Source organism: Kosakonia sp. WA-90 (assembly GCF_039871955.1).
GTDB classification, from domain to species: Bacteria; Pseudomonadota; Gammaproteobacteria; order Enterobacterales; family Enterobacteriaceae; genus Kosakonia; species Kosakonia oryzendophytica.
Map to the genome: position 1 here is coordinate 114,753 of NZ_JBDPLJ010000007.1, position 24,495 is coordinate 139,247.

The window sequence follows — 24,495 nt, forward strand, 5'->3', positions numbered from 1 at the left end:
GGTGTAATTCGAGTGTGCAACCCCGAGGGTTGCCTTCACCTATCAATACCTCTGGGATCCCTACTTTGTCACGCGGGGTATAGCGCCACCAGCGGACAATCGAAACAGCCTTTCGCAAAGTGTAACTAAAGGTTTTCGCTGTATTAATCGGTAAAACTTTTATGTGTAACGTTTTCACCTGCTTGCCACGCGTCACTTCACGTTTGCACGTTCCCGTCCGGCAACCTCCTTGATTAGCCCTCCCTTTTCCGTAACACTAGCTGGTGTGTAAACGCTTACCTCTAAGGACGGTGCATCATGGCGACCATCAAAGATGTCGCACGGCTGGCGGGCGTCTCCGTAGCAACGGTTTCCCGCGTCATTAACGACTCGCCAAAAGCGAGCGAAGCCTCGCGTTTGGCGGTGCAAAATGCAATGGATACCCTCAATTACCATCCCAACGCGAATGCCCGTGCGCTGGCGCAACAGTCGACAGAAACCGTCGGTCTGGTTGTGGGCGATGTGTCCGATCCCTTTTTTGGCGCTATGGTGAAAGCAGTCGAACAGGTGGCCTCCGCCACCGGCAATTTTCTGCTGATTGGCAACGGCTACCATAACGAAGAGAAAGAGCGTAAAGCGATTGAACAGTTGATCCGTCATCGCTGCGCCGCGCTGGTGGTACACGCCAAGATGATTCCTGATGACGAACTGGCGTCGTTGATGAAGCAGATGCCTGGTATGGTGTTAATTAACCGTATCCTGCCGGGTTTTGAGCAGCGTTGTGTCGCGCTGGATGATCGCTACGGCGCCTGGCTGGCAACCCGCCACCTGATCCAACAGGGTCATACGCGCATTGGCTACATCTGTTCGAACCACGCCATTTCAGATGCGGAGGATCGGTTGCAAGGTTACTACGACGCACTGAAGGAGCACGGGCTGCCCTGCAACGACAGACTGGTGACCTTTGCTGAACCCGATGAGAGTGGTGGTGAACAGGCGATGACCGAACTGTTGGGGCGCGGCAGAAACTTTACCGCTGTCGCCTGTTATAACGATTCGATGGCAGCAGGGGCGATGGGGGTGCTGAACGATAACGGCATTGACGTGCCGCGCGAAATTTCCCTGATTGGATTTGATGACGTGCTGGTGTCGCGCTATGTGCGCCCGCGCCTGACGACCGTGCGCTACCCGATTATCACAATGGCGACGCAGGCCGCTGAATTAGCGCTGGCGCTGGCGTCCAGTCAGCCATTACCCGATGTCACCCATCTGTTTAACCCGACGCTGGTGCGTCGCCACTCGGTGATGACGCCGCAGGAAAGCTAACTCTGGTGTTAATGGTGTGCTACCCAGCCTGCAAATCCGGCAAACAGCACAACGCAATGCGGTAAAGATGAACGGTGGTGTTGGGGTAGTCGAGCGCATCACCAATGTAGTGCCAGCCGTAACGCTCGTAAAAATCGCGGCAGGCGGAGTAAAGATGCAACTGGCTGAAGCCCATGGCTCTGGCCTGTTGCATGACATGTCGCTGTAGCTGCCCCGCCAGCCCCTGCCCGCGCGCGCTCTCTTTCACGTACAGCGCCGCCAGCCACGGGTACAGATCCTGTCGGCTAATCAGATCGCAGCGCCACAATCCCACCGTAGCCAGCAACGCATCCCCGTCGAGCAACACAAAGGTCAACGGTAACTGCCCCGGCGTCTGGCTGTGCTGGATAATACTGGCGAAAAAATCACGCGGCAGCGAATCACCAAACTCACGCCACAGCCATTCGGTGACCTGCTCCGCATGGTGCGGGGCGTCGTACAATGGAACGATCGTCACATTAATTTTCCCTGAAAAATCGGCACGGATTCAAAAAGATAGCCGTCAAAATCCGGCGCATCCTCGTCGGACAGCTCCAGCAGACTCTTTTTTACGTTTTCCAGATGTTGCCACATTGCCTGCCACGCCCCCATCACATCGCGGCGGCGCAGCGCCGCCAGCAGCGTCTGGCGATCGCCAAGCCATTTCAGGCGATACGGGCGACTGGCAATATGCACATTAAATTGCTGCCACAGCGGACTACTGTCCATGTGGTGCCAGATGCTTTCCACCGTCGCCAGCAGCATCTGGTTTTGCGATGCACCCGCCAGCACCAGATGGAACATTTTGCTGTTATCCTGCGAGGTGTCATTCATAGCGATGGCGCGCTGCTCTTGCTCGAGAATGCGCCGCAGATTATCGATATCCGCCCGGGTGGCCATTTTCGCGGCAAAAGCGGCGATATTACTTTCCAACAGCTGGCGCGCCTGCAAAATTTCAAACGGGCCAACATCGCTACTTAAAAAGCGCTCTTCCTCATTTTCATGCTCCTGCGGAATGCGCATCACATACACGCCCGATCCCTGGCGAATATCCACCGTGCCTTGCAGTTCCAGCATCAGCAAGGCTTCGCGAACTATCGTGCGGCTGACGCCATACTTTTCGGCGATATTGCGCTCCGGCGGCAAACGCGAGCCAACAGGGTAATGCCCGTTGATGATTTGCTCACGTAAATCTTCGCCAATCTCCTGGTACTGTTTTTTTTCCGGCGGGACGACGGCCTTCTCCACAATATCACCTGCGCTTTTCAGTCATTGCGTTCTATTTTACGTCATCATCGAGGGTGAGGGTCAACTGACGCTCATCGCTTAGCTGGCGATACCATGACAAGGACTTCTTCGCCCGGCGATCGCGGTTGTTTTGCAGATCAATCTCTACCAACCCGTAACGGTTCTTGAAAGCGTTCATTGGCGAGACATTATCGGTGAATGCCCACAGCATGTAGCCCTGGCAGTTTGCGCCCGCTTCCCGTGCGCGCAGGGTTTGCCACAGATGCTCGCTGATAAACGCAATACGGTAATCATCCTCGATCATCCCTTGCGCATTGCGAAACCGCCCTTCGTTCTCCACGCCCATACCGCTTTCGGCAACAAACCACGGAATATTGCCGTACGCGTTTTTAATGCGCATCGCCATGTCGTAAATAATGGAAGGCAGGATCTCCCAGCCACGGGATGTGTTCATTCGCCGCCCCGGCAATTCAAACGGCTCATAATAATATGCCGGGTGGAAAGGGGTGTCCGGGTGCCAGGCGCGAGATGGGGCTTTGACCCGGTGCGGATAGTAGAGATTAATCCCCAGCTCATCGACGGTGTTATCACGAATGATCGCCAGCTCATCTTCGCTGTAGTCCCAGGCGACCTGGTGTTTCTCCAGCAGCGCAAACAGCTCCGGCGGGTAGTGCCCTTTCACCATCGGATCGAGGAAGACGCGGTTATAGAACAGATCGTAACGCTCAGCGGCCAGCACGTCGTGCGGCGCACGGGAGCGCGGATAGGTCACTTCCGGGTTGAGAATGCAGCCCACCGTACCGGTGTAGCCCTTTTCGCGGAACAGCTTCACCACCTTTGCCGTCGCCAGGTTTTTGTGGTGATTCCACTGCATCCAGGTACCGGTGTTCTGTTCATAAGGCCAGCGTAGCGCATCAAGGTAAACGCGGGTTTGCACCACGATCGGCTCATTAAAGGTAAACCAGCGCGTCACTTTATGATGAAAACGCTCAAACACCTTTTCGGCATACAGCAGATACAGCTCCACGACCTTTTTCGATGCCCAACCGCCATACGTTTCCAGCAGATAACCGGGCAGTTCGTAATGCTCAAGGCAGATCATCGGCACAATGCCGTTGCGCTGCATCTCATCGAACAGGGCGTCGTAATAAGCCGCGTAGGTTTCATCCACCACACCTTGCTCGTAATCGATCAGAAAGCGCGCCCAGTTGATCGAGGTGCGGTAGTGGGTTAACCCCGCTTGCTTCATCAATTGCACATCTTCGCGAAAACGCTGGTAAAAGTTGGTTGCTACCGCCGGACCATACCCCTCATGCCAGACATGACGATCGTTTTTGTACCAGAGATCGGGCCAGGAATCCTGCCCCTCCCGTTTATCGATCCAGCCTTCTGTTTGCCAGGCCGACGCGGCAGCACCGAGGATAAATGACGGTGGTATGGCGATGGTTTTCGTACTCATGGTTTCCTCAGGCGTTAGACGGCGTTTCTGCCTGCAACTGCGCCTGCTCTGCGCGGCGGGAGGCAATTTTCACAAACGGCAGGTAGATAACGACGGCAGTAATAATGCAGATCAGTTGCGTCACCACCGCGCCCATCGAACCGGCGGTAGAGAGCCAGGCATTGATCAGCGGCGGTGTCGTCCAGGGCACCATCACCACGGCTTTTCCGGCAAACCCCGTCACGGTGGCGAAGTAGCCAATCGAGCCGGTCACCAACGGCGTGATAATAAACGGGATGGCAAGGATCGGGTTCAGCATGATCGGCATCCCGAATATCACCGGTTCGTTAATATTGAAGATCCCCGGCCCGATGGAGAGCTTCGCGATCTCTTTCATCTCTTTGCGTTTGGTGGCAATCATCACCGCAATCAGCAGACCGATGGTCAACCCGGAGCCGCCGATGCTCATATACACGTCCCAGAATGGCATAGTGATGATATTCGGCACCTCTTTACCCTGCTCAAAGGCGCTCATATTGACGGTGATCGCCCCCAGCAGCAGCGGCTCGCGAATCGGTTTGATCATCTGGTTGCCGTGGATACCGATGACCCAGAACAACTGTGCGACAAACATCAGCAACAGGATCCCCGGCAGGCTCTGCACGACGCGCTCCAGCGGCTGTTGCACTACCTGGTAAACGGCATCGTACAGATACATGCCGGTCACTTTCTGAAAGGCAAAACCGAAAGTGGCAATCACCGTGGTGGTGATAATCGCCGGGATCAGCGCCGAGAACGATGCGGAGACATTTGGCGGTACCGTGTCCGGCATTTTGATCTTCAGCCCTTCACGGTTTTCCAGCCAGCAGTAGATCTCCACCGACAAAATGGCGATAAACATGCCAAGGAACAGGCTACGGGTGTCGGAGAACTGACGCAGCAGCACATCTTTCACCACGTGCATCTGCCCGTCCACCAGCATCTCAACGGTGGTTGGCGTGACGCAAATAAAGCAGATCACCGCCAGCAGGCCAGGAAACAGCGACTTGATGCCGTTTATGCGCCCCAGTTCAATACCGATTAAAAACACCGCGCCAATGTTGAGGAAGTTGAGCGTGGCGTAGTTGATGGCGCTGGTTATGGGTTTCAGCGCCGCCAGAAATGACAGTGCCTGAAAACTGGCAAGTCCGTTTTTCGGATCCAGCACCATATTGGAGATCAGCACGGAAAACGCGCCGACGATGATCACCGGCATCAGAGTAATAAACGAAGATTTGATCGCCATAATATAGCGATAGCTGTTGAATTTTGTGGCAAAACTACCCAGAGAATCGATGAGTTTGTCTTGTAGGGCCATGAGTTAACACCTCAGTAAAGGGGTTTTTTTATTGAAACCGGGATACAGCTCAATCCCATTTGGCATACCAAAAATAGTCATGGATGGAGAAAAGTTCTGTGACTCGCCTCGCAACGCTGCTTCTGGTATTCCAAAACGAAACGACAGCCCACATTGGCATACCACCTTGCATTGATCAGGGCTTTTTCGTGAGTGTGGTAAACTGCGTTTGATTACGCGAAACGAGAGCCCGTTATGGTCACAATGCTGGAAGTCTCACTGCGCGCGGGTGTGTCGAAAGCGACGGTGTCCCGCGTTCTCAACAACACAGGCCAGGTGAAAGAAAGCACCCGCAACCTGGTCTTTAAGGCGATGGAAGAGCTGGGCTACCGGCCTAATTTCCTTGCCCGCTCGCTGGCGAACCGCACCAGCAATAGCATCGGTCTGGTGGTCTCCAGCTTTGACGGCTTCTATTTTGGCCGACTGTTGCAGCAGGCCTCCCGCCAGGCTGAACGGCATGGCAAACAGTTGATCGTGACCGACGGGCACGACACGCCGGAGCGGGAAGAGCTGGCGGTGCAGATGCTGGCCGATCGTCGCTGCGACGCCATTATTCTCTACACCCGCTTTATGAGTGAAAACGCGATCCTGCAACTGATCGACAGCGTATCGATGCCGCTTGTCGTCATTAACCGCGAGGTGGTGCAGGCGCACGATAAATGTGTGTTCTTTGAGCAACAGGACGCAGCTTTTCAGGCGGTGGATTACCTGATACGCCAGGGGCACCGCGAAATAGCCTGCATTACTGTTCCGATGCATACTCCCACCGGTAAAGCCCGGTTGATGGGCTATCGCAAGGCGCTGGAACACCATGGGATCGACTGGGATCCGGCAAAAGTAAAATACGGTGACTCCACCATGACGCGCGGCTATGAACTGTGCCGGGAAATGTTGCAGGAAGGTGCCAGCATCAGCGCCCTGTTCGCCTGTAATGACGATATGGCGCTGGGCGCTTCTAAGGCTATCTGGCAGGCGGGTTTACGCATTCCGCAGGATATTTCCCTGTTCGGCTTCGATGACGCCCCCAGCGCACGCTGGCTGGAGCCGGGTCTGTCAACGGTCTATCTGCCTATTGATACCATGATCACCACAGCGATTGACCAGGCGATCAGGTTGGCCAATAAGACGGCTGTCGATGCGATCCCACCGTTTACCGGCACGCTGGTGTTGCGCGAGTCGGTGGCGGCGGGACCGTATAGTGCGGTTTAGCACTGCTCCAGCGCGAGCAGTTCTTCAATGGTCTGACGACGGCGAATCAGCCGCGCCACACCCTTATCAAACAGCACTTCCGGCAGTAGCGGGCGGCTATTGTAGTTCGACGACATTGATGCACCGTAGGCGCCGGTATCATGCAACACCAGATAATCACCCGGCGCAACCTCCGGCAGCGCGCGGGTTTCAACTTTGCCCCCCTCCTGCTGGGTAAAGACATCGCCGGATTCGCACAACGGCCCCGCCACCACAGTGTCAATCAGGGCGGCATTTCGCAGATCCCGGCCATCCGCCGCCAGCGCGGTAATGTGGTGATAGCTGCCATACATCGCCGGACGCATCAGGTCGTTAAAACCGGCATCAATCAGCACAAAGTGGCGGCTGCCCATATTTTTCACGCTGCGCACCTGCGAAACCAGCACACCGGACTCCGCCACCAGGAAACGTCCCGGTTCGATCTCCAGTTTCACGGCATGACCAAGATGCCGGGCGATCTGCTCACGCGCGGCATTCCACAAACCGAAATAGTGTGCGGTATCAACCTGCGCTTCCCCTTCATGATACGGAATTGAGAGGCCTCCCCCTGCGGAAATCGCCGGCAGATCCTGGCCGAAATCCACCACCTGGCGCACCATCGCGCCGCATACCTGCTCCAGATGACCATAATCCACACCGGAACCGATGTGCATATGAATGCCCGCCAGTTGCAACTGGTAACGCTGCATGACCGCCAGCGCCGCCCCCAGATCGCTGTACCAGATGCCGTGTTTACTGTTTTCGCCGCCGGTGTTGGTTTTCTGGCTGTGACCGTGACCAAACCCCGGGTTAACACGCAGCCAGACACGATGACCCGGCGATACCGCCCCCAGTTGTTCCAGCATATCCACCGAACCGGCATTGACCGCGATACCCAGCTCACTGACACACGCCAGTGTCGCGTCATCAATCACGTCAGCGGTGAAAACAATATCATCCGGATGCGTTTTAGGATCGTAGCCCGCCGCCAGCGCACGCTCGATTTCGCCCAGCGATACCGAATCCACTTTGACGCCCTGCTCACGCATTAACCGCAGAATATGGATGTTCGAGCAGGCTTTCTGCGCGAAGCGTACCACGTCGAAGTCGCGCAGTTTGGCGATTTGCGCGCGGATGATTTGTGCGTCGTAAACCCATACCGGGCAACCAAATTCGGCAGGCAGTCTCAGCAGGTTGGCAGCGTTAAGGTCAGTCTCAGTCTGGTGTAATGGGCGTGGCATGATGGGCTCCGTCGATATTTTTCATCATTACGCCACACGGTGAAGAGAATAAAAAATATCGTTTTATCGCGAGTCTATGCAAAAATGATATGGAACACCTTTAACAACCGGATACCGCCATGCCCGCTGTTAACCTGCGCCATATCGAAATTTTTCATGCAGTGATGACCACCGGCAACCTCACCGAGGCCGCCGCACTGCTACATACCTCGCAACCGACGGTAAGCCGGGAGCTGGCGCGGTTTGAAAAAGTGCTGGGATTAACGCTGTTTGAGCGCACACGTGGACGCCTGCATCCCACAGTGCAGGGGCTGCGGCTATTTGAAGAGGTACAGCGTTCCTGGTACGGGCTGGACAGGATCATCAGCGCCGCCGAAAGCCTGCGCGAATTCCGCCAGGGCGAATTGTCGGTCGCCTGCTTGCCGGTCTTCTCACAATCCTTTTTACCGTTGCTGTTACAGCCCTTTCTCACCCGCTATCCGGACGTCAGCCTGAATATCGTGCCGCAGGAGTCGCCATTGCTGGAAGAGTGGTTGTCGGCACAACGCCACGATCTGGGGTTAACGGAAACACTGACCACACCTGCCGGTACGGAACGTACACCGCTGCTAACCTGCAATGAAGTATGCGTGATGCCGCAGGATCATCCGCTGGCGCGTAAAAGCGTGCTGACACCAGCGGATTTTCATGCCGAGAACTACATCAGTTTGTCGCGCACCGACAGTTACCGGCAACTGTTGGATACGCTGTTCAACGAACATCAGGTGAAGCGCCGCATGGTGCTGGAGACCCACAGCGCCGCATCGGTTTGCGCGATGGTGCGCGCCGGGGTTGGCATTTCGGTCGTGAACCCGTTAACAGCGCTGGATTACGCCGCCAGCGGCGTTGCCGTCCGTCGCTTCAGTATCGATGTTCCTTTTACGGTCAGCCTGATCCGCCCTCTGCACCGCCCCGCTTCCGCGCTGGTCAACGCCTTTACACAGCACTTGCAAGCCGCCATGCCGCGGGTAACCCAACCGCTGGCGGCGATGCTCGGGACCGTTTAAGAGAGCATAAACTCCACGGCGTCGGCGGCATGGAGCGCCGCGGTGTCAAAGACCCTGATCGGGCAGTGTGTCTCCGGCAGCAGCAGACCGATTTCGGTACAGCCAAAAATCACGCCTTCAGCCCCTTCCGCCGCCAACTGTTTGATCAAATTCAAAAAGTAGTAGCGCGACTCATCGGTGAAGGTGCCGAGGCACAGTTGATCGAAGATGATTTCATTGACGCGTACGCGATCTTCCGGACCCGGTACGCGGGTTTTGATGCCGAACTGTTTTTCCAGACGCCCGCGATAAAAATCCTGCTCCATGGTGTAGCGCGTACCGAGCAGCGCGACGTTACTCAGTCCGGCGTTTTCAATCGCCCGGCCAGTGGCATCGGCAATGTGCAGAAAGGGAATATGGCAGCGCTCCTCGATTTGCCCCGCCACTTTGTGCATGGTGTTGGTGCACAGCACAATCGCCTGTGCGCCCGCCTGCTCCAGCCCAGCCGCCGCCTGGGCAAGAATTTCCCCGGCTTTGTGCCATTGCGCCGTGGCCTGACAGGCTTCAATCTCATGAAAATCCACGCTGTGCAGAAGTATGCTCGCGGAGTGCAAACCACCCAGGCGGGCTTTGACACCCTCATTAATCAGGCGGTAGTAGGGAACGGTCGATTCCCAGCTCATTCCGCCCAGCAGTCCTATCGTTTTCATCGTTTGTCTCCGTGGGTTAGTGCACTCAGTCAATCAAAGTTGTGATCGACTTTCAACTTCTCTGGCCTCACATTTATTTTTGCCTGCCGCTGAGATAAATTATTTTGAAACATCGTTTCATCTTATTACTCAACCACAGGACAGCCAGATGTTTATCTTTCATAAAGACACTCAGCTTGACGATCTGGGCAATGGTGTTACCCGCCGCATTCTGGCCCATGACGGCAAAATGATGGCCGTCGAGGTCATGTTTGAACAAGGCGCCATTGGCCCGATGCATAACCATCCTCATGAACAACTCACTTATGTCTTATCCGGTGAATTCGAATTTACCATCGGTGATGAGAAACATATCGTCACGGCAGGCGATACTCTTTATAAGCAACCGCACATTATGCACGGCTGCGTGTGCCTGAAAGCCGGTACGCTGCTGGACACCTTCACGCCGGTGCGAGAAGACTTTTTGAAAGCGTGATCCTGAGCACGTTATTACGCCCCCTGTTAACGCCCTCTTCATTGCGGGCGTTTTCATTTTATTTCTTTGATGATTTTCTCTAAAAAACACTTCGCCGGGTAATCGTTTAAATATTGAATGATTTCATTCGGCGATATTTCCGCTGTTCTGACAGATCGCGTCAGCCTTTTTATTTCCGGCGAAACCTGTGTTTTTTCGGCAAAAACGTCATCCACCTCACCTTATTGAAACATCGTTTCGACTTTGATCACATTTCACGAATTAATCGAATGACGGCAAATCAAAACGCAATAAAATATTTTAAAACGATGTTTTACAAATCAAGAACGCAGGTTGAAAGGATTTTAAAACCCGGAAGATTGCTAATGATTTCGGGAAGTTAAAGACTCACATCACATTGATTACGCTAAATATTGTGATCAGGCGCACGCACAGAACCTGTTTTTACCCCCCAACGCCCAGGCGCCGGGGGAAAGAAGTTAATCTCCGAATCCGTATTACACCATTGTTCGCCAGGTAGGTATGTATGAATGAAAACAGACTACTGGGATTGGCCTGGATATCACCCTACGTTATTGGGTTGATCGTCTTTACGGCATTCCCGTTTATCTCATCGTTCTTTCTCAGTTTTACTGAGTATGACCTGATGAGCCCGCCAGTATTTAACGGCATCGAAAACTATCGCTACATGTTTACTGAAGATACCCTCTTCTGGAAATCAATGGGCGTAACGTTCGCGTACGTATTTTTAACCATCCCGCTGAAACTCGCTTTCGCGCTGGGTATTGCCTTTGTACTGAACTTTAAATTACGCGGTATCGGCTTTTTCCGTACTGCTTACTATATTCCCTCGATTCTCGGGAGCTCAGTGGCTATCGCCGTGCTGTGGCGCGCGCTGTTTGCCATTGATGGTCTGCTGAACAGCTTTATCGGCGTATTTGGCCTTGATCCGGTTAACTGGCTGGGCGAACCCTCGCTGGCGCTGATGTCGGTGACATTACTGCGCGTGTGGCAGTTTGGTTCGGCAATGGTTATTTTCCTGGCTGCGCTGCAAAACGTACCGCAGTCACAATACGAAGCGGCAATGATCGACGGCGCCAGCAAATGGCAGATGTTTATGAAAGTCACCGTGCCGCTGATCACGCCGGTTATTTTCTTCAACTTCATAATGCAAACCACCCAGGCGTTCCAGGAATTCACCGGCCCGTATGTCATCACAGGCGGCGGCCCGACCTATTACACCTACCTGTTCTCGCTCTATATCTACGACACGGCCTTCAAGTATTTCGATATGGGTTACGGCGCGGCGCTGGCCTGGGTTCTGTTCCTGGTGGTAGCGGTCTTTGCCTCTATCGCCTTTAAATCGTCGAAATACTGGGTGTTCTACTCTGCTGATAAGGGAGGCAAAAATGGCTGATATCCAACACGTCACGCCGGGCATGCAGGAAGCAGAGCGCGAAGTGGCGCGTACCCTGCGCCGTGAGAAAGTGAGCGCGTGGATCCGCTATGTGATCCTGCTGTTTGTCGGCCTGCTGATGCTCTACCCGCTGGCGTGGATGTTCTCAGCGTCGTTCAAACCGAACCACGAGATCTTCACCACGCTGGGTTTGTGGCCGCAGCACGCCACCTGGGATGGCTTCATCAACGGCTGGAAAACCGGCACGGAATACACCTTCGGTCATTACATGCTGAATACCTTTAAGTATGTGATCCCGAAAGTGATCCTGACCATTATCTCCTCCACCATTGTGGCTTACGGCTTTGCCCGCTTTGAGATCCCGTGGAAGAACTTCTGGTTTGGTACGCTTATCGCCACCATGCTGCTGCCGAGCACCGTGCTGCTGATCCCGCAGTACCTGATGTTCCGTGAAATGGGCATGCTCAACAGCTATATGCCGCTGTATCTGCCAACGGCGTTCGCCACCCACGGGTTCTTCGTCTTTATGCTGATTCAGTTCCTGCGCGGTGTGCCGCGCGACATGGAAGAAGCCGCGCAAATCGACGGCTGTAATTCCTGGCAGGTGTTGTGGTACGTGGTGGTGCCGATCCTGAAACCGGCGATTATCTCGGTAGCGCTGTTCCAGTTTATGTGGTCGATGAACGACTTTATCGGTCCGCTGATTTATGTCTACAGCGTGGATAAGTACCCCATCGCACTGGCGCTGAAAATGTCCATTGACGTGACCGAAGGCGCACCGTGGAACGAAATTCTGGCAATGGCGAGTATCTCCATTCTGCCGTCCATCATTGTCTTCTTCCTGGCACAGCGCTACTTCGTACAGGGCGTGACCAGCAGCGGAATTAAAGGTTAAGAGGGAAGTATCATGGCTGAAGTTATTTTCAACAAACTGGAAAAAGTTTACTCCAACGGCTTCAAAGCGGTACATGGTATCGACCTGAAAATCGCCGACGGTGAATTTATGGTGATTGTCGGCCCGTCCGGCTGCGCCAAGTCCACGACTTTGCGTATGCTCGCCGGTCTGGAAACCATCAGCGGCGGCGAAGTGCGCATCGGTGAGAAGATCGTCAACAACCTCGCGCCAAAATCGCGCGGTATTGCGATGGTGTTCCAGAACTATGCGCTCTATCCGCATATGACCGTGCGCGAAAACCTCGCGTTTGGTCTCAAACTCAGCAAGATGCCGAAAGACGAAATCACCAAACAAGTGGATGAAGCGGCAAAAATCCTTGAACTGGAAGAGTTGATGGACAGGCTGCCGCGCCAGCTTTCTGGTGGTCAGGCGCAGCGCGTGGCGGTAGGCCGCGCGATTGTGAAAAAACCGGACGTGTTCCTGTTTGACGAACCGCTGTCGAACCTCGACGCCAAACTGCGCGCTTCCATGCGTATCCGTATTTCCGACCTGCACAAGCAGCTCAAGAAGTCCGGTAAACCGGCCACCACCGTCTACGTGACCCACGATCAGACGGAAGCGATGACCATGGGCGACCGTATCTGCGTGATGAAACTCGGTCACATCATGCAGGTGGATACCCCGGACAATCTCTATCACTTCCCGAAAAACATGTTCGTGGCGGGCTTTATCGGCGCGCCAGAGATGAACATCAAACCGGCAAAAATTGTGAGAAAAGACGACCAGTTACATATCACGGTTGGTCACGACACGCTGGCACTGAATGCCCGCCAGCAGGAAAAAGTCGCCGATTATGAAGGCAAAGAGGTGTTCTTTGGCGTGCGTCCGGAGTTTGTCTCCGTCGCCGATCAGCCTTTTGCCGATGACTACGGCTCCGGCGACCTGGTGCGCGTAGAAAACATGGGACACGAGTTCTTTGTTTATCTGAAAGTCGGTGACTACGAGCTGACCGCCCGAATTCCGTCCGATGAAGCTAAGCCTCTGATTGAAAAGGGTCTTCACCGGAAGGTGTACTTTAAGTTTGATATGAATAAGTGTCATGTTTTTGACGCAAAAACGGAACAGAACATCTCTCTGTAAATGAAAACTGGAGTATAAAAATGAAAAAAGTGCTAACAGGCGCCGTTATCTCCGCAACTCTGGGCATGTGCGCTGTACCCGCTATGGCCGCTGATAATGTTGACCTGCGTATGTCCTGGTGGGGGGGCAACGGTCGTCATCAGGTCACATTGAAAGCGTTGGAAGAATTTCATCAACAGCATCCGAATATTACCGTTAAATCGGAGTACACCGGCTGGGACGGCCACCTTTCCCGTCTGACCACACAAATCGCGGGCGGCACTGAGCCGGACGTGATGCAGACCAACTGGAACTGGCTGCCGATCTTCTCAAAATCCGGTGACGGTTTTTACGACCTGAACCAGGTGAAAGACATTATCGATTTGAGCCAGTTCGACGCCAAAGAGCTGAAATCCACCACCGTGGACGGCAAGCTGAACGGTATTCCGATCTCCGTCACCGCGCGCGTATTCTACTTTAACGATGAACAGTGGAAAAAAGCGGGCGTCGCCTTCCCGAAAACCTGGGAGGAGCTGTTAGCGGCGGGCAAAACGTTTGAAAGCAAACTGGGTAAGCAGTACTACCCGGTGGTGCTTGAGCACCAGGACACGCTGGCGCTGCTGAACTCGTACATGGTGCAGAAATACAATATTCCTGCCGTTGACGAGAAAGCGAAGAAATTCAGCTATACCAATGAGCAGTGGGTGGAATTCTTCCAGATGTATAAAAAACTGGTCGACAGCCACGTGATGCCGGACGCGAAGTACTATGCATCGTTCGGTAAGAGCAACATGTATGAAATGAAGCCGTGGATCGAAGGTGAATGGGCCGGTACCTACATGTGGAACTCCACCATCACCAAATACTCCGACAACCTGAAGCCGCCAGCCAAACTGGTGTTGGGTGAATACCCGATGCTGCCAGGCGCAACAGACGCAGGCCTGTTCTTCAAACCGGCGCAAATGCTGTCGATTGGTAAATCCACCAAACACCCGAAAGAAGCCGCACAGGTGATTAACTTCCTGCTGAACAGCAAAGAAGGCGTGGAAACCCTCGGTCTGGAACGTGGTGTACCGTTGAGCAAAGCCGCAGTCCAGACACTGACCGCCAATGGTGCAATCAAAGCGGAGGATCCGGCCGTTGCGGGTCTGCGTCTGGCGCAGTCGCTGCCTGCCAAACTCACTGTGTCGCCCTATTTTGACGATCCGCAGATTGTTGCCCAGTTCGGCACGGCGATTCAGTACATCGACTATGGTCAGAAAACAGTGGAAGAGACCGCCGCTGACTTCCAACGCCAGGCTGAGCGTATCCTGAAACGCGCCATGCGCTAAGGTTTTACCGTCATCCCCTACCCTGCCGGATCCGGCAGGGTATTTTTTTATCAATGGAGAGAGGATCAGGAGAGAAGATCATGGCAAAAGGCAAAATCATCCCGCTGACATACCGTCGCCAGAAGGATCCGCATACCGGGCACGAGGTTATCCGGATGACGCCTCCGCACATTATTTGTCACCGTAACTACTTCTACCAAAAATGCTTTACCTGCGATGGTGGGAAACTGATCTTTGGCGGCGCATTCGAAGGCCACTGGAACTATTACTTGCTGGATATCGCCCGCTGCGAGGCAACCCAGCTAACCGAAGGGGCCGGGGATAATACCTTTGGCGGTTTTTTGTCTGCCGACGATCGCGCCCTGTGGTATGTAAAAAATACCCGAGAATTACGCCGCGTCGATCTGAGCACGCTGGAAGAGTATGTCGTTTATGAGGTGGACGATGACTGGGTGGCTTACGGCACCTGGGTCGCCAATTCCGACTGCACCAAGCTGGTGGGCATCGAGATTAAAAAAAGTGACTGGCAGCCGTTAACGGACTGGCAAAAATTCCGCGATTTCTATTTCACCCACCCGGAATGCCGGCTGATCTGCATTGATCTGCAAAGCGGTGAGCGCAGCACGTTGTTGCAAGAAAAACGCTGGCTGGGGCACCCCCTCTACCGCCCGTTTGACGATAAAACCGTGGCGTTTTGCCATGAAGGTCCGCGCGATGCGATCGATGCGCGCATGTGGTTGATCAACGAAGATGGTAGCAACCTGCGCAAGGTGCGCCAGCATGAGGCTGGTGAAAGTTTTACCCATGAATTTTGGGTACCGGATGGCTCCGCGCTCTACTACGTGGCACACCGGGAAAATGACGCCCGGCGCTATCTGTTCAGCGCCGATCCACAGACGCTGGAAAACCGCCAGCTCATGGCGATCCCTCCCTGTTCTCACTTGATGAGCAACAATGACGGCAGTCTGGTGGTCGGTGACGGCGCGCCCCATCACACCGGAGATATTCATCTTAACGACCCCTTTATTTGGGTGTTTGATGTGCAAAGCGGCGAACAAACGGCTATCTGCCAGCATAACAGTAGCTGGAAAGTACTGGACGGCGACCGCCAGGTCACCCACCCGCACCCGTCATTCTCCCCGGATAACCAGTGGGTACTCTATACCTCAGACGCCGACGGCATGCCTGCGCTCTATTTAGCCAAAGTTTGAGTGTTCCCCTCCGCCCTCTTCGCTGCGTTGAGGGCTTCTTTTCTGATGCTTTTTCGCACGCTTTTCGCCCCCCATTTCATGCGTTTTTCCAGCCTTTTATGTTTACTCAAAAACAATACAACTCATTGTTATTATTATAATTTTTATTTAATCAGGCCTATTGACGGGGTGAATATCTCAGGCGTAGCATCGCCCTCGCTGTAGCAAAAAACCTGTTTTTATATACAGCACTTTCGGTGTAACAGAACGTCTCTGGTCTTCAAAAAGATGCGCACCGGATTTCCGCAATCCAACTCAAAAATGACAAAAGAGGAAAACAGTATGCCTGGATTTAACTATGGTGGTGGTGTAGGTGATGGTACCAACTGGAGTTCTGAACGTGGTTCAGAGCCGTCGCCTGGCGGTGGTTCGAACGGACATGGCGGCGATCGTGATAACGGCGGTTCAGTGAACGCGACGCCGGCGCAAAAACAGTTGGCGGCGATCCAGAACGATCAGGCGCTCCGCCAAAAGCTGGCTAACCTGATTCTGGCTGCCCATACCATTAACCCGTTAACGAAATTGAAAATTGAGCAAGTGAAACCCAATGGCATGCTCAGCATTTCCGCCGAAGGGTTGACGGCCGATCAAGCGACGGACATTGGCCTGTCTGGTCTGGTAATGGGGCTTCGCGGTAATGGCGTAACCATTGCGATTGGCGATTTCAACTCCGGTCATCCGCTGGAAGGCAAGCAACCGAATAACGGGAAAGGCGGTCTCAACGCCGACACGATCGCCGCCTCATCGGTTGGCCAGTTTGTGACTGTATTGCAGGGCGTATTGCCTTCCGGCTACTGGCTGAGTAATGGCAAAGTGATGACCAAAGTTCGCCGGGAGATCACCTCCGGTGGCGGCGGGAAAAACGGCAACGAGCATACCCGCATCGTGACCGTTGAACAGGAAGTGCCTGCGCTGACCCAGGCGTATAAGCAGGGTGAGACGCAACGCGCGGACGTGAAAGATGCCGTGAAATTTACGGCTGATTTCTACAAAGAGGTAACGGCGAAATTCAGTGAACAATCGGCGAAAGTTGCCCAGGAACTGGCTGCAGCCGCCAAAGGCAAGAAGATCCGCAACGTTGAACAGGCGCTGGCCGCTTTCGATCGCTTTCAAACCGTACTGGATAAAAAATACAGCGTGGCCGATCGCGAGGCAATTGCAAAAGCCCTGGAGTCCGTGAACCGTACCAACATGGCCAGCAGCCTGGCGAAGTTCAGTAAAGGGTTTGGCTATGTGGGTAAAGCCATTGATGCGTATGATGCGATCCTGGTCGAACTGCCGAAGGCGATCCGCACCAAAAACTGGCGTCCGTTCTTTGTGAAAGTGGAAGCCATCGCGGCGGGTAACGCGGCAACGGCATTGACGGCTTTCGTGTTCAGCGCCATCACCGGCAGCGCCCTGGGCATCCTCGGGTTTGCATTGATGATGGCTATCGTCGGCGCACTGGTAGACGAGGCTTTTATCACCAAAGTGAATGCTCTGTTAGGCGTGTAATGGCAAACCAAAGGCCGGTATTAACCGGCCTTTTTCATCAGCAACAGATAGAGCAAATACGCCAATCCAAGCGGCACGGCGAACAAAAAGCAAGCGCCATAATACAAGGCATAAAGCCCGTTTTTGCCCGGAGTCTCTTTAAAATAGCCTCGTTGCCAGAAGGCTCGCGTCGTAAACCTCAGCGCCAGGGTTTCAACCCCTTTTTTGGCTAACGGATAGAGCGGGCAACTAAAGAGCGATAACACAAAGAAGTATTGGGAGACGCGATCCTGCATATCCTGGCTCCATGCCCAGGCAAAACCGGACAGAAAAAACATCCCCCAGAAAATATTCTTGAAGTAGTATTTCGCGGTCATAACGCGCCCATTCCTTATGATTTATCAACCGTAACTGATTAATATCATCATAAAAAGCAGCGACGTTGCACGCGCTTTTCACCCGCATTGTGAACGTGACGCCCATAAGCGCCACGCGTTGTGGTTATACCCCAATATTACGCAGCTTCTCGCCCGCCATCAGTCGACGTTCAATATGCTCAAGCGTAACGTTTTTGGTTTCCGGAATCAGCCAGAAGGTAATGCCGACAAACACCAGGTTCAGCGCGGTATATAACCAGAAGGTGCCCGCCGCGCCAATCGCATCCAGAAGCGTCAGGAAGGTCGCGCCAATGATCATGTTCGACACCCAGTTGGTGGTGGTCGAACAGGTAATGCCGAAATCACGGCATTTCAGCGGCTGGATCTCTGAACAGAGGATCCATACCACCGGCGCAGCGCTCATTGCATACCCAGCGATGCAGATCATGGTCATCCCGACTGACAACCAGGACAACCCGCTCGATGCGGTGCCGTTATCAAACTGCATCAGGCAGTAGCCGAGGATCAGCGTACCCAGCGCCATCACGCTAAAACCGATTTTCAGCGCGGGTTTGCGCCCGGCTTTATCGACCGTGAATACCGCAATAAACGTGGCGAACATAAAGGTCAGTCCGACCACCAGCGTGGCAATCATCTGCTGCTCAGTGGTGGTGAATCCCGCCATTTTAAAAATACGCGGCGCGTAATACATGATGATATTCATCCCGGTGAATTGCTGCATTGCCTGCAACAACATGCCGAGGAATACCGCACGACGCACATTGCGGTTAGCTTTAAACAGGTGAAATCCCCCCTGTTTCAGCTTCAAGCTTTCGCGAATTTCATTCAGCTCTTCGCGGGCTTTTTCAGACGTGTCACGCAGCATGCGCAACACCTCTTCCGCTTCGATATGTCGTCCTTTTTGCGCCAGCCAGCGCGGGCTATTGGGCAGGAACACCACCAGAACAATCAGCAATACCGCTGGCAGCGCCAGCACGCCGAGCATTGCCCGCCAGTTGCCGCTGTAGCTGAACGCGGTATCAGAGAGGAATGCCAGCACAATGCCCAGCGTCACCATCAGTTGATACATGCTGATCATCTTGCCGCGCACATTTTCGCTGGCCATTTCCGACAGATAGAGTGGCGCGGTGTAGGAGGCAATCCCCACCGCCACGCCCAGCACCACGCGGGACACCAGCAACAGTTCCACGTTACCGGCGAAAGCCGATCCCAGCGATCCGGCTACAAACAATACAGCCCCCGCCATCAGGCTGTATTTACGGCCGAGACGGAAAGAGAGCCAGCCATTGAAGAGTGCGCCAAGCGCCGCGCCGAGCATCATGCTGCTGACGACCCACTCCTGCAATCGGCTGCTTAAAGTGAAATGATCGGTGATAAACGGCAACGCACCGGCAATCACGCCGATATCCAGGCCGAACAGCAGCCCGGCGACCGCCGCAGAGACAGAGACAAACAGGTTCATACGCCGGGTATCACGCAGCGCACGCGGTAAAACTACAGACTCATTACTGATAGATGTCATTTTTTTCCTGCCTGCACAGAAGAAGATGTCTTATGAAAGTAAGTCAGCAGCGTGAGCGAGCGTCAGTCTATAAAACGCGAAGATATGGATAAATTCGCTGTGGCATGATGTTTTGTGATGGAGTTTACAATTTTGAAAATATAGTTTAAGCCATAAACTATTTTTAACTCATTTATTTGTAATAATTTTTAAAACAAAGCCTGCTAATTAAGATAAAAGGATATGGATTTTTTAAGCAGCATCATATGGACAAATAATATGCAGAGATAAAAAAACCTGCCACAGGCAGGTTTTTATCGAATGCTGGCGAATACTTAACGCGCCAGCCAGCCGCCATCCACGGCAATGGTGTAACCGTTGATATAATCCGATGCCTGGGATGCGAGGAACACGACCGGCCCCATCAGGTCACTTGGCAGCCCCCAACGGCCAGCCGGAATGCGGTCAAGGATCTCCGCGCTACGTTGTTCGTCGGCGCGCAGTTGCTGGGTGTTGTTGGTAGCCATATAGCCCGGCGCAATGGCGTTGACGTTGATATTGTGCTTCGCCCATTCATTCGCCAGCAGACGGGTCACACCCATTACGCCGCTTTTCGACGCGGTGTAAGACGGAACACGGATGCCCCCCTGAAAGGAGAGCATGGAAGCGATGTTGATGATCTTGCCGCCGTGCCCCTGCGCGATAAAGTGTTTCGCCGCGGCCTGAGACATAAAGAACACGCTTTTAATGTTCAGGTTCATAACGTCATCCCAGTCTTTCTCGCTGAAGTTGATCGCGTCTTCGCGGCGGATCAAACCAGCGTTATTGACCAGAATATCGATTTTGCCGAATTCCGCTACCGCGCGCTTCAGCAGTGCCGGAATGCCATCAATCTGACGCAGATCGGCCGTCAGGCTGAGAAAACGACGACCCAGCGCAGTGACACGCTCAATGGTTTCCGTCGGTTCAACAATGTTGATACCAACGATGTCGCAGCCTGCTTCCGCCAAACCCAGCGCCATCCCCTGACCGAGACCGGTATCGCAACCGCTCACTACCGCAACCTTACCTTGAAGAGAAAATGCATCCAGAATCATGTTTGTTCCTTAATCTATCAGCGCCTGTACCGGACAGGCATGGTTTTATGCTGCCCGCGACTAGCGCAGATCTTTTACAGCGACGTGGTCCATGTCATCAAAGACCTGGTTCTCCCCCACCATCCCCCAGATGAAGGTGTACGCGCGCGTACCCACACCCGAATGGATTGACCAGCTTGGAGAAATTACCGCTTGTTCGTTATGCATCACGAGATGACGCGTTTCCTGCGGCTGGCCCATCATATGGAATACGCAGGCGTCCTCTTCCATATTGAAGTAGAAGTAGACCTCCATCCGGCGTTCGTGCGTATGGCACGGCATGGTGTTCCACAGGTTGCCCGGCTCCAGCTCAGTCAGCCCCATGCTCAACTGGCAGGTTTCGAGTACGTCCGGCACGAAGTACTTATTGATAGTGCGACGATTGCTGGTCAGCGGATCGCCCAGGGTGACCGGCGCGACATCGGCTGGCGTCACTTTTTTCGTCGGGAACGTCATGTGTGCAGGCGCGCAGTTGTAGTAGAACTTCGCTGGTTTTGCGCTATCGATGCTGGCGAAAACCACCTCTTTCGCCCCTTTACCCACATACAGCGCATCGCGGTGACCGATTTCAAAGCACTGTCCGTCAACCGTAATGGTGCCGGGTCCACCGATGTTGATCACGCCCAGTTCGCGACGTTCAAGGAAATAGCTGACGCCGAGTTGTTTGCCCACTTCGCCGCCCACGGAGACGGTTTTCATCACCGGTTTGATACCGCCAACAATGATGCGATCGATGTGACTATAGACCATGGTGTATTCGTCATCGACGAAGACTTTTTCGACTAAAAACTCATTGCGCAGGCCCTGGGTGTCCAGCGTTTTTGCGTGCGCACTGTGGATGCTTTGTCTGACTTCCACAATAACCTCCGAAGTAAATTTTGACCGAAACGTCACCAATCAGAAGAGAAACAATGTTCCGTTTCTTATATTAGTGCATCTTATCCCGGCTAAAACACGTTTTCAATTGTAAATAAAACAACGTTTCACTTTTTCTGTTAATTCTTTCAAGATCTGTAAGTCCGATCACGAATGTTCAGCGTTGACATCGCCGCCACGTTGCGTCGCATGCAAATTTGACGAAAAATTAATCTTAAAAAACAATAAGTTAATAGCGTCTTTGAGTTTTGACAGTCGAAGGACAGTTTTTCAGTTAAAAATCAAAGTTGCGCCTTTCCCGTTGCCTTATTGCATTTTGCTTTGCTCTTTTCTTAGAAAGTGCGTCAGCAATCACACATATTGAAACGTTGTTTTGATAAATTATTACCCAGTTTTTAAACTTAAAAGCATCTGTGGTCACAGCAGGGCGCATGATTGCCCACCGGACCCTTTAAAGGAGCGAGATATGGCAAAAGGCATGCGGGTAAAACTGCAATACGCAGTCAGCCGCGATCCGGACACCGGCGCGGAAATCACCCGCTTAACCCCGCCGGAAGTGACCTGCCACCGGAACTACTTTTATCAGAAGTGTTTTTTTAACGATGGCAGTCATCTGTTGTTTGCCGGTGAATTTGACGGCAACTGGAACTACTACCTGCTTGATATCGCTAATGCAGAAGCCGTACAACTGACGGAAGGCGCTGGCGATAACACCTTTGGCGGCTTTCTCTCACCCGACGATAGCACGCTCTATTACGTGAAGAATGACCGTACGCTGCGCGAAGTGAATTTGCAGACGCTGGCCGAACGTGAGATCTACCGCGTACCGGATGAGTGGGTAGGTTACGGTACATGGGTTGCCAACAGCGACTGCACCAAACTGGTGGGTATTGAGATTGCCGCCAGCGACTGGACGCCGCTGAACAGCTGGCAATTGTTCCACGATTTCTTCCATAAAGGCCCGCACTGCCGTCTGTTACGCGTTGATCTGCAAAACGGCCAAAGCAGCGTCATCCATGAAGAGAAAAACTGGCTTGGTCACCCGATTTACCGCCCGTTCGATGACAATACCGTGGCGTTTTGTCATGAAGGTCCTCATGACCTGGTGGACGCGCGGATGTGGCTGGTCAACGAAGATGGCAGCCATGTGCGTAAAGTGAAAGATCACGCGGAAGGCGAAAGCTGCACGCATGAATTTTGGGTGCCGAACGGCTCCGCGCTGGTGTATGTCTCGTACCTGAAAGGCAAACAAGGGCGCACGATTTACCGCTTTAATCCGGATAGTGGCGTAAACGAAGCCGTGATGCCGATGCCGGCCTGCTCTCACCTGATGAGTAACGTTGACGGTACGCTGCTGGTTGGCGACGGTTCCGGTACGCCGGTGGATGTGAAAGACACCAGCGGCTACACCATTGATAACGATCCCTATTTGTATGTGTTTGACGTGGCGCAAAAAGCCTATTTCCGCGTGGCCCGTCATGACACCTCATGGGCGACCGTGGCAAACAGCCGCCAGGTAACGCATCCGCATCCGTCGTTTACTCCGGATGACAGCGCCATTTTGTACAGCTCTGATAAAGACGGCAAACCGGCGCTCTATATCGCAAAACTTCCCGCGCAGCGCGTCATGCTGCAGGCATAAAATTTTAGTCGTGTTTCTGTAACTGGCCTTGCCCTCCTCCTGGGGGGCTTTTTTTTACCCGTCGATGCCAGGATAAATTTTCGCGTTCCCAGACCTGCGTTTCCCTTCATCCGCCGATGCCCTATTGCCAACGCAAGCGCTGTTTAAAACGACAGAACTGGGTGGGTGCCCTGTGAACCCGGCAATATTCGAACCCCGATAAATCAACTATTGAACTGAGCGGCGACGCAACGGCGGTTCAAAAACAGAGCAAACAAAAATCCCCGGCCAACGGCTCCGGGGAATGTTTTTGAGGGTAATGCAGACAATCAGAAAGAATAGGCTACGCCGAGACGGAAACGGGTCTGGCGTTCGTCGGTGTTTTTCACGCCCACGTTGCCCAATTCAACATACGGAGACCAGTTCTGATCGAGTTTATAAGCCACTTTAGCGTTATATTCGTTTGAATAGGTTTTGTTGTTATCGCGGATAACGTCTTCAGTGCTCTTGGCATAAACGTAGTTCAGCTCAAAACGGAAATCGCCCAGCGCCCAACCCACCCAGGTATCGAATTTGTTGACTTTATTATCAACGGTATTGGAATCCGGGTTACGTGTGTATTCATAACGATAGCGGCCTGCAATATAAACGCCGTTATCAAAGCTGTATTGCACATGCAGATACGGTTTATAAATGGAGTTCGTATCTTTACTTTCGATATTAAAGCCCGGTGTCAGCGCAAAATTCTTGGTCGCAGCCCAGCGCCAGTTGATCGATTCTTCGTGACCATTCCCCACAATTTCAGTTAAGGGTTTATCGGCATCATCGCCGCCGGATTTCCATTTCGCTTCAACACCAAAACCCACACCGTTATCAAAACGGTGAGAGACCGCAACACGATCGGCGTTAGAACCGCTGTCGATGTATTCATGACGTAAGTCGACGGTAACAGCTTGTGATGCGAAGGAAGCGCCAAGGAGTGAAGCAAGAGCCAGAGTTTTCTTAAACATGAGTCACCTCAATAATTAAAATTATGTTCCATTTTTATGGAATTACATTTTATTTTTTCGGTAACTTTATTTTAGTGATCTCGATCGTAAATAATTACACGGAACTGAACTATCTATAACGACGTGATGAATATCAATTTATTTGCCACTTTTCCGATAAAAAACAAGGTCAAGATCACACCAGTTTTTTATTAACCGAGAAGTTACAATTGGAAATACAACTTAAAAACACAATCAAAAACAGCCATATACAAAATGAATTATATAATAATAAGCATGCTTACCTTGTACAATGACAATGGTAACGGTGGCAACAATACAATTGCGGTAAATTTAAAGCGTGTTTTTTAATTAGGGGAAATGATTATTAGAGGCAGCCGAAAAG

General features: G+C 53.0%; 22 protein-coding genes. 11 read left to right on the top strand and 11 right to left on the bottom strand.

Annotated elements, in window-relative coordinates:
• Positions 1–297: 297 nt before the first annotated feature.
• Positions 298–1,305, top strand: coding sequence for an HTH-type transcriptional regulator GalR (gene galR / locus ABGA49_RS13615; RefSeq protein WP_061493316.1), 1,008 nt, complete (start codon positions 298–300; stop codon positions 1,303–1,305).
• 19 nt (positions 1,306–1,324) lie between these two features.
• Here the strand turns inward: galR and ABGA49_RS13620 are convergent, their stop codons facing one another.
• The 4 genes from ABGA49_RS13620 to ABGA49_RS13635 are packed head-to-tail and all read right to left on the bottom strand — an operon-like array spanning position 1,325 to position 5,366.
• Positions 1,325–1,801 carry a GNAT family N-acetyltransferase gene (locus ABGA49_RS13620; protein ID WP_088237783.1) on the bottom strand — a complete coding sequence of 159 codons (477 nt, stop codon included), beginning with the start codon at positions 1,799–1,801 and terminating at the stop codon, positions 1,325–1,327.
• Positions 1,798–2,571 carry a GntR family transcriptional regulator gene (locus ABGA49_RS13625; protein WP_088237782.1) on the bottom strand — a complete coding sequence of 258 codons (774 nt, stop codon included), beginning with the start codon at positions 2,569–2,571 and terminating at the stop codon, positions 1,798–1,800. The genes ABGA49_RS13620 and ABGA49_RS13625 overlap by 4 nt, the downstream gene beginning before the upstream one ends.
• A gap of 31 nt (positions 2,572–2,602) precedes the next feature.
• The gene (locus ABGA49_RS13630) at positions 2,603–4,030 is read right to left on the bottom strand and encodes a glycoside hydrolase family 1 protein (RefSeq protein ID WP_061493313.1); all 1,428 of its coding nucleotides are present in this window, start codon (positions 4,028–4,030) and stop codon (positions 2,603–2,605) included.
• Between the two features lie 7 nt (positions 4,031–4,037).
• Complete coding sequence (locus ABGA49_RS13635) at positions 4,038–5,366, bottom strand: PTS transporter subunit EIIC (RefSeq protein ID WP_061493312.1); 1,329 nt, start codon at positions 5,364–5,366, stop codon at positions 4,038–4,040.
• A gap of 243 nt (positions 5,367–5,609) precedes the next feature.
• Here ABGA49_RS13635 and ABGA49_RS13640 point away from each other — a divergent pair, with 243 nt between their 5' ends.
• Positions 5,610–6,614 carry a LacI family DNA-binding transcriptional regulator gene (locus ABGA49_RS13640; protein ID WP_167352657.1) on the top strand — a complete coding sequence of 335 codons (1,005 nt, stop codon included), beginning with the start codon at positions 5,610–5,612 and terminating at the stop codon, positions 6,612–6,614.
• On the opposite strand, the gene lysA is transcribed toward ABGA49_RS13640, so the two are convergent.
• Positions 6,611–7,873 carry a diaminopimelate decarboxylase gene (gene lysA / locus ABGA49_RS13645; RefSeq protein WP_347665676.1) on the bottom strand — a complete coding sequence of 421 codons (1,263 nt, stop codon included), beginning with the start codon at positions 7,871–7,873 and terminating at the stop codon, positions 6,611–6,613. The two genes, ABGA49_RS13640 and lysA, sit on opposite strands and share 4 nt — an antisense overlap.
• Positions 7,874–7,992: 119 nt before the next feature.
• Here lysA and ABGA49_RS13650 point away from each other — a divergent pair, with 119 nt between their 5' ends.
• Positions 7,993–8,919, top strand: coding sequence for a LysR family transcriptional regulator (locus ABGA49_RS13650; RefSeq protein ID WP_347665677.1), 927 nt, complete (start codon positions 7,993–7,995; stop codon positions 8,917–8,919).
• Here the strand turns inward: ABGA49_RS13650 and ABGA49_RS13655 are convergent.
• Complete coding sequence (locus ABGA49_RS13655) at positions 8,916–9,608, bottom strand: aspartate/glutamate racemase (protein ID WP_061493308.1); 693 nt, start codon at positions 9,606–9,608, stop codon at positions 8,916–8,918. The genes ABGA49_RS13650 and ABGA49_RS13655 overlap by 4 nt on opposite strands.
• 148 nt (positions 9,609–9,756) lie before the next feature.
• Here ABGA49_RS13655 and ABGA49_RS13660 point away from each other — a divergent pair, with 148 nt between their 5' ends.
• The 7 genes from ABGA49_RS13660 to ABGA49_RS13690 all read left to right on the top strand — a co-directional run bounded on the left by ABGA49_RS13660 (position 9,757) and on the right by ABGA49_RS13690 (position 17,589).
• On the top strand, positions 9,757–10,083 hold the full coding sequence (locus ABGA49_RS13660; RefSeq protein ID WP_061493307.1) for a cupin domain-containing protein: 327 nt from the start codon (positions 9,757–9,759) through the stop codon (positions 10,081–10,083).
• A 526-nt stretch (positions 10,084–10,609) separates the two neighbouring features.
• A complete protein-coding gene (locus ABGA49_RS13665; protein WP_061493306.1) occupies positions 10,610–11,500 on the top strand; it encodes a sugar ABC transporter permease in 891 nt (296 codons plus the stop codon).
• A complete protein-coding gene (locus tag ABGA49_RS13670) occupies positions 11,493–12,395 on the top strand; it encodes a carbohydrate ABC transporter permease (protein ID WP_061493305.1) in 903 nt (300 codons plus the stop codon). Before ABGA49_RS13665 ends, ABGA49_RS13670 begins: the two co-directional genes overlap by 8 nt.
• A gap of 12 nt (positions 12,396–12,407) precedes the next feature.
• On the top strand, positions 12,408–13,535 hold the full coding sequence (locus tag ABGA49_RS13675) for an ABC transporter ATP-binding protein (protein ID WP_088237779.1): 1,128 nt from the start codon (positions 12,408–12,410) through the stop codon (positions 13,533–13,535).
• Positions 13,536–13,555: 20 nt separating this feature from the next.
• Positions 13,556–14,845, top strand: a complete 1,290-nt coding sequence (locus tag ABGA49_RS13680) for an ABC transporter substrate-binding protein (protein ID WP_347665678.1) — start codon at positions 13,556–13,558, stop codon at positions 14,843–14,845.
• Positions 14,846–14,925: 80 nt separating this feature from the next.
• Positions 14,926–16,056 (top strand): oligogalacturonate lyase family protein, encoded by a 1,131-nt coding sequence (locus ABGA49_RS13685; protein ID WP_347665679.1) that lies wholly within the window; start codon positions 14,926–14,928, stop codon positions 16,054–16,056.
• Between the two features lie 321 nt (positions 16,057–16,377).
• The gene (locus ABGA49_RS13690) at positions 16,378–17,589 is read left to right on the top strand and encodes a colicin-like pore-forming protein (RefSeq protein WP_347665680.1); all 1,212 of its coding nucleotides are present in this window, start codon (positions 16,378–16,380) and stop codon (positions 17,587–17,589) included.
• A 20-nt stretch (positions 17,590–17,609) separates the two neighbouring features.
• On the opposite strand, the gene ABGA49_RS13695 is transcribed toward ABGA49_RS13690, so the two are convergent.
• The 4 genes from ABGA49_RS13695 to kduI all read right to left on the bottom strand — a co-directional run bounded on the left by ABGA49_RS13695 (position 17,610) and on the right by kduI (position 21,461).
• Entirely contained in the window at positions 17,610–17,945 is a 336-nt protein-coding gene (locus ABGA49_RS13695) for a colicin E1 family microcin immunity protein (RefSeq protein ID WP_088237775.1), read from the bottom strand.
• 124 nt (positions 17,946–18,069) lie between these two features.
• A complete protein-coding gene (locus ABGA49_RS13700; RefSeq protein ID WP_061493299.1) occupies positions 18,070–19,488 on the bottom strand; it encodes a sugar porter family MFS transporter in 1,419 nt (472 codons plus the stop codon).
• Positions 19,489–19,802: 314 nt separating this feature from the next.
• Complete coding sequence (kduD, locus tag ABGA49_RS13705; RefSeq protein WP_347665681.1) at positions 19,803–20,564, bottom strand: 2-dehydro-3-deoxy-D-gluconate 5-dehydrogenase KduD; 762 nt, start codon at positions 20,562–20,564, stop codon at positions 19,803–19,805.
• Positions 20,565–20,624: 60 nt separating this feature from the next.
• The gene (gene kduI, locus ABGA49_RS13710; RefSeq protein ID WP_061499771.1) at positions 20,625–21,461 is read right to left on the bottom strand and encodes a 5-dehydro-4-deoxy-D-glucuronate isomerase; all 837 of its coding nucleotides are present in this window, start codon (positions 21,459–21,461) and stop codon (positions 20,625–20,627) included.
• Between the two features lie 484 nt (positions 21,462–21,945).
• On the opposite strand from kduI, the gene ABGA49_RS13715 reads away from it, so the two are divergent.
• A complete protein-coding gene (locus ABGA49_RS13715) occupies positions 21,946–23,121 on the top strand; it encodes an oligogalacturonate lyase family protein (protein ID WP_061493297.1) in 1,176 nt (391 codons plus the stop codon).
• A 308-nt stretch (positions 23,122–23,429) separates the two neighbouring features.
• Here ABGA49_RS13715 and ABGA49_RS13720 read toward each other — a convergent pair whose 3' ends face one another.
• Positions 23,430–24,110, bottom strand: coding sequence for an oligogalacturonate-specific porin KdgM family protein (locus ABGA49_RS13720; RefSeq protein ID WP_061493296.1), 681 nt, complete (start codon positions 24,108–24,110; stop codon positions 23,430–23,432).
• Positions 24,111–24,495: the final 385 nt, after the last annotated feature.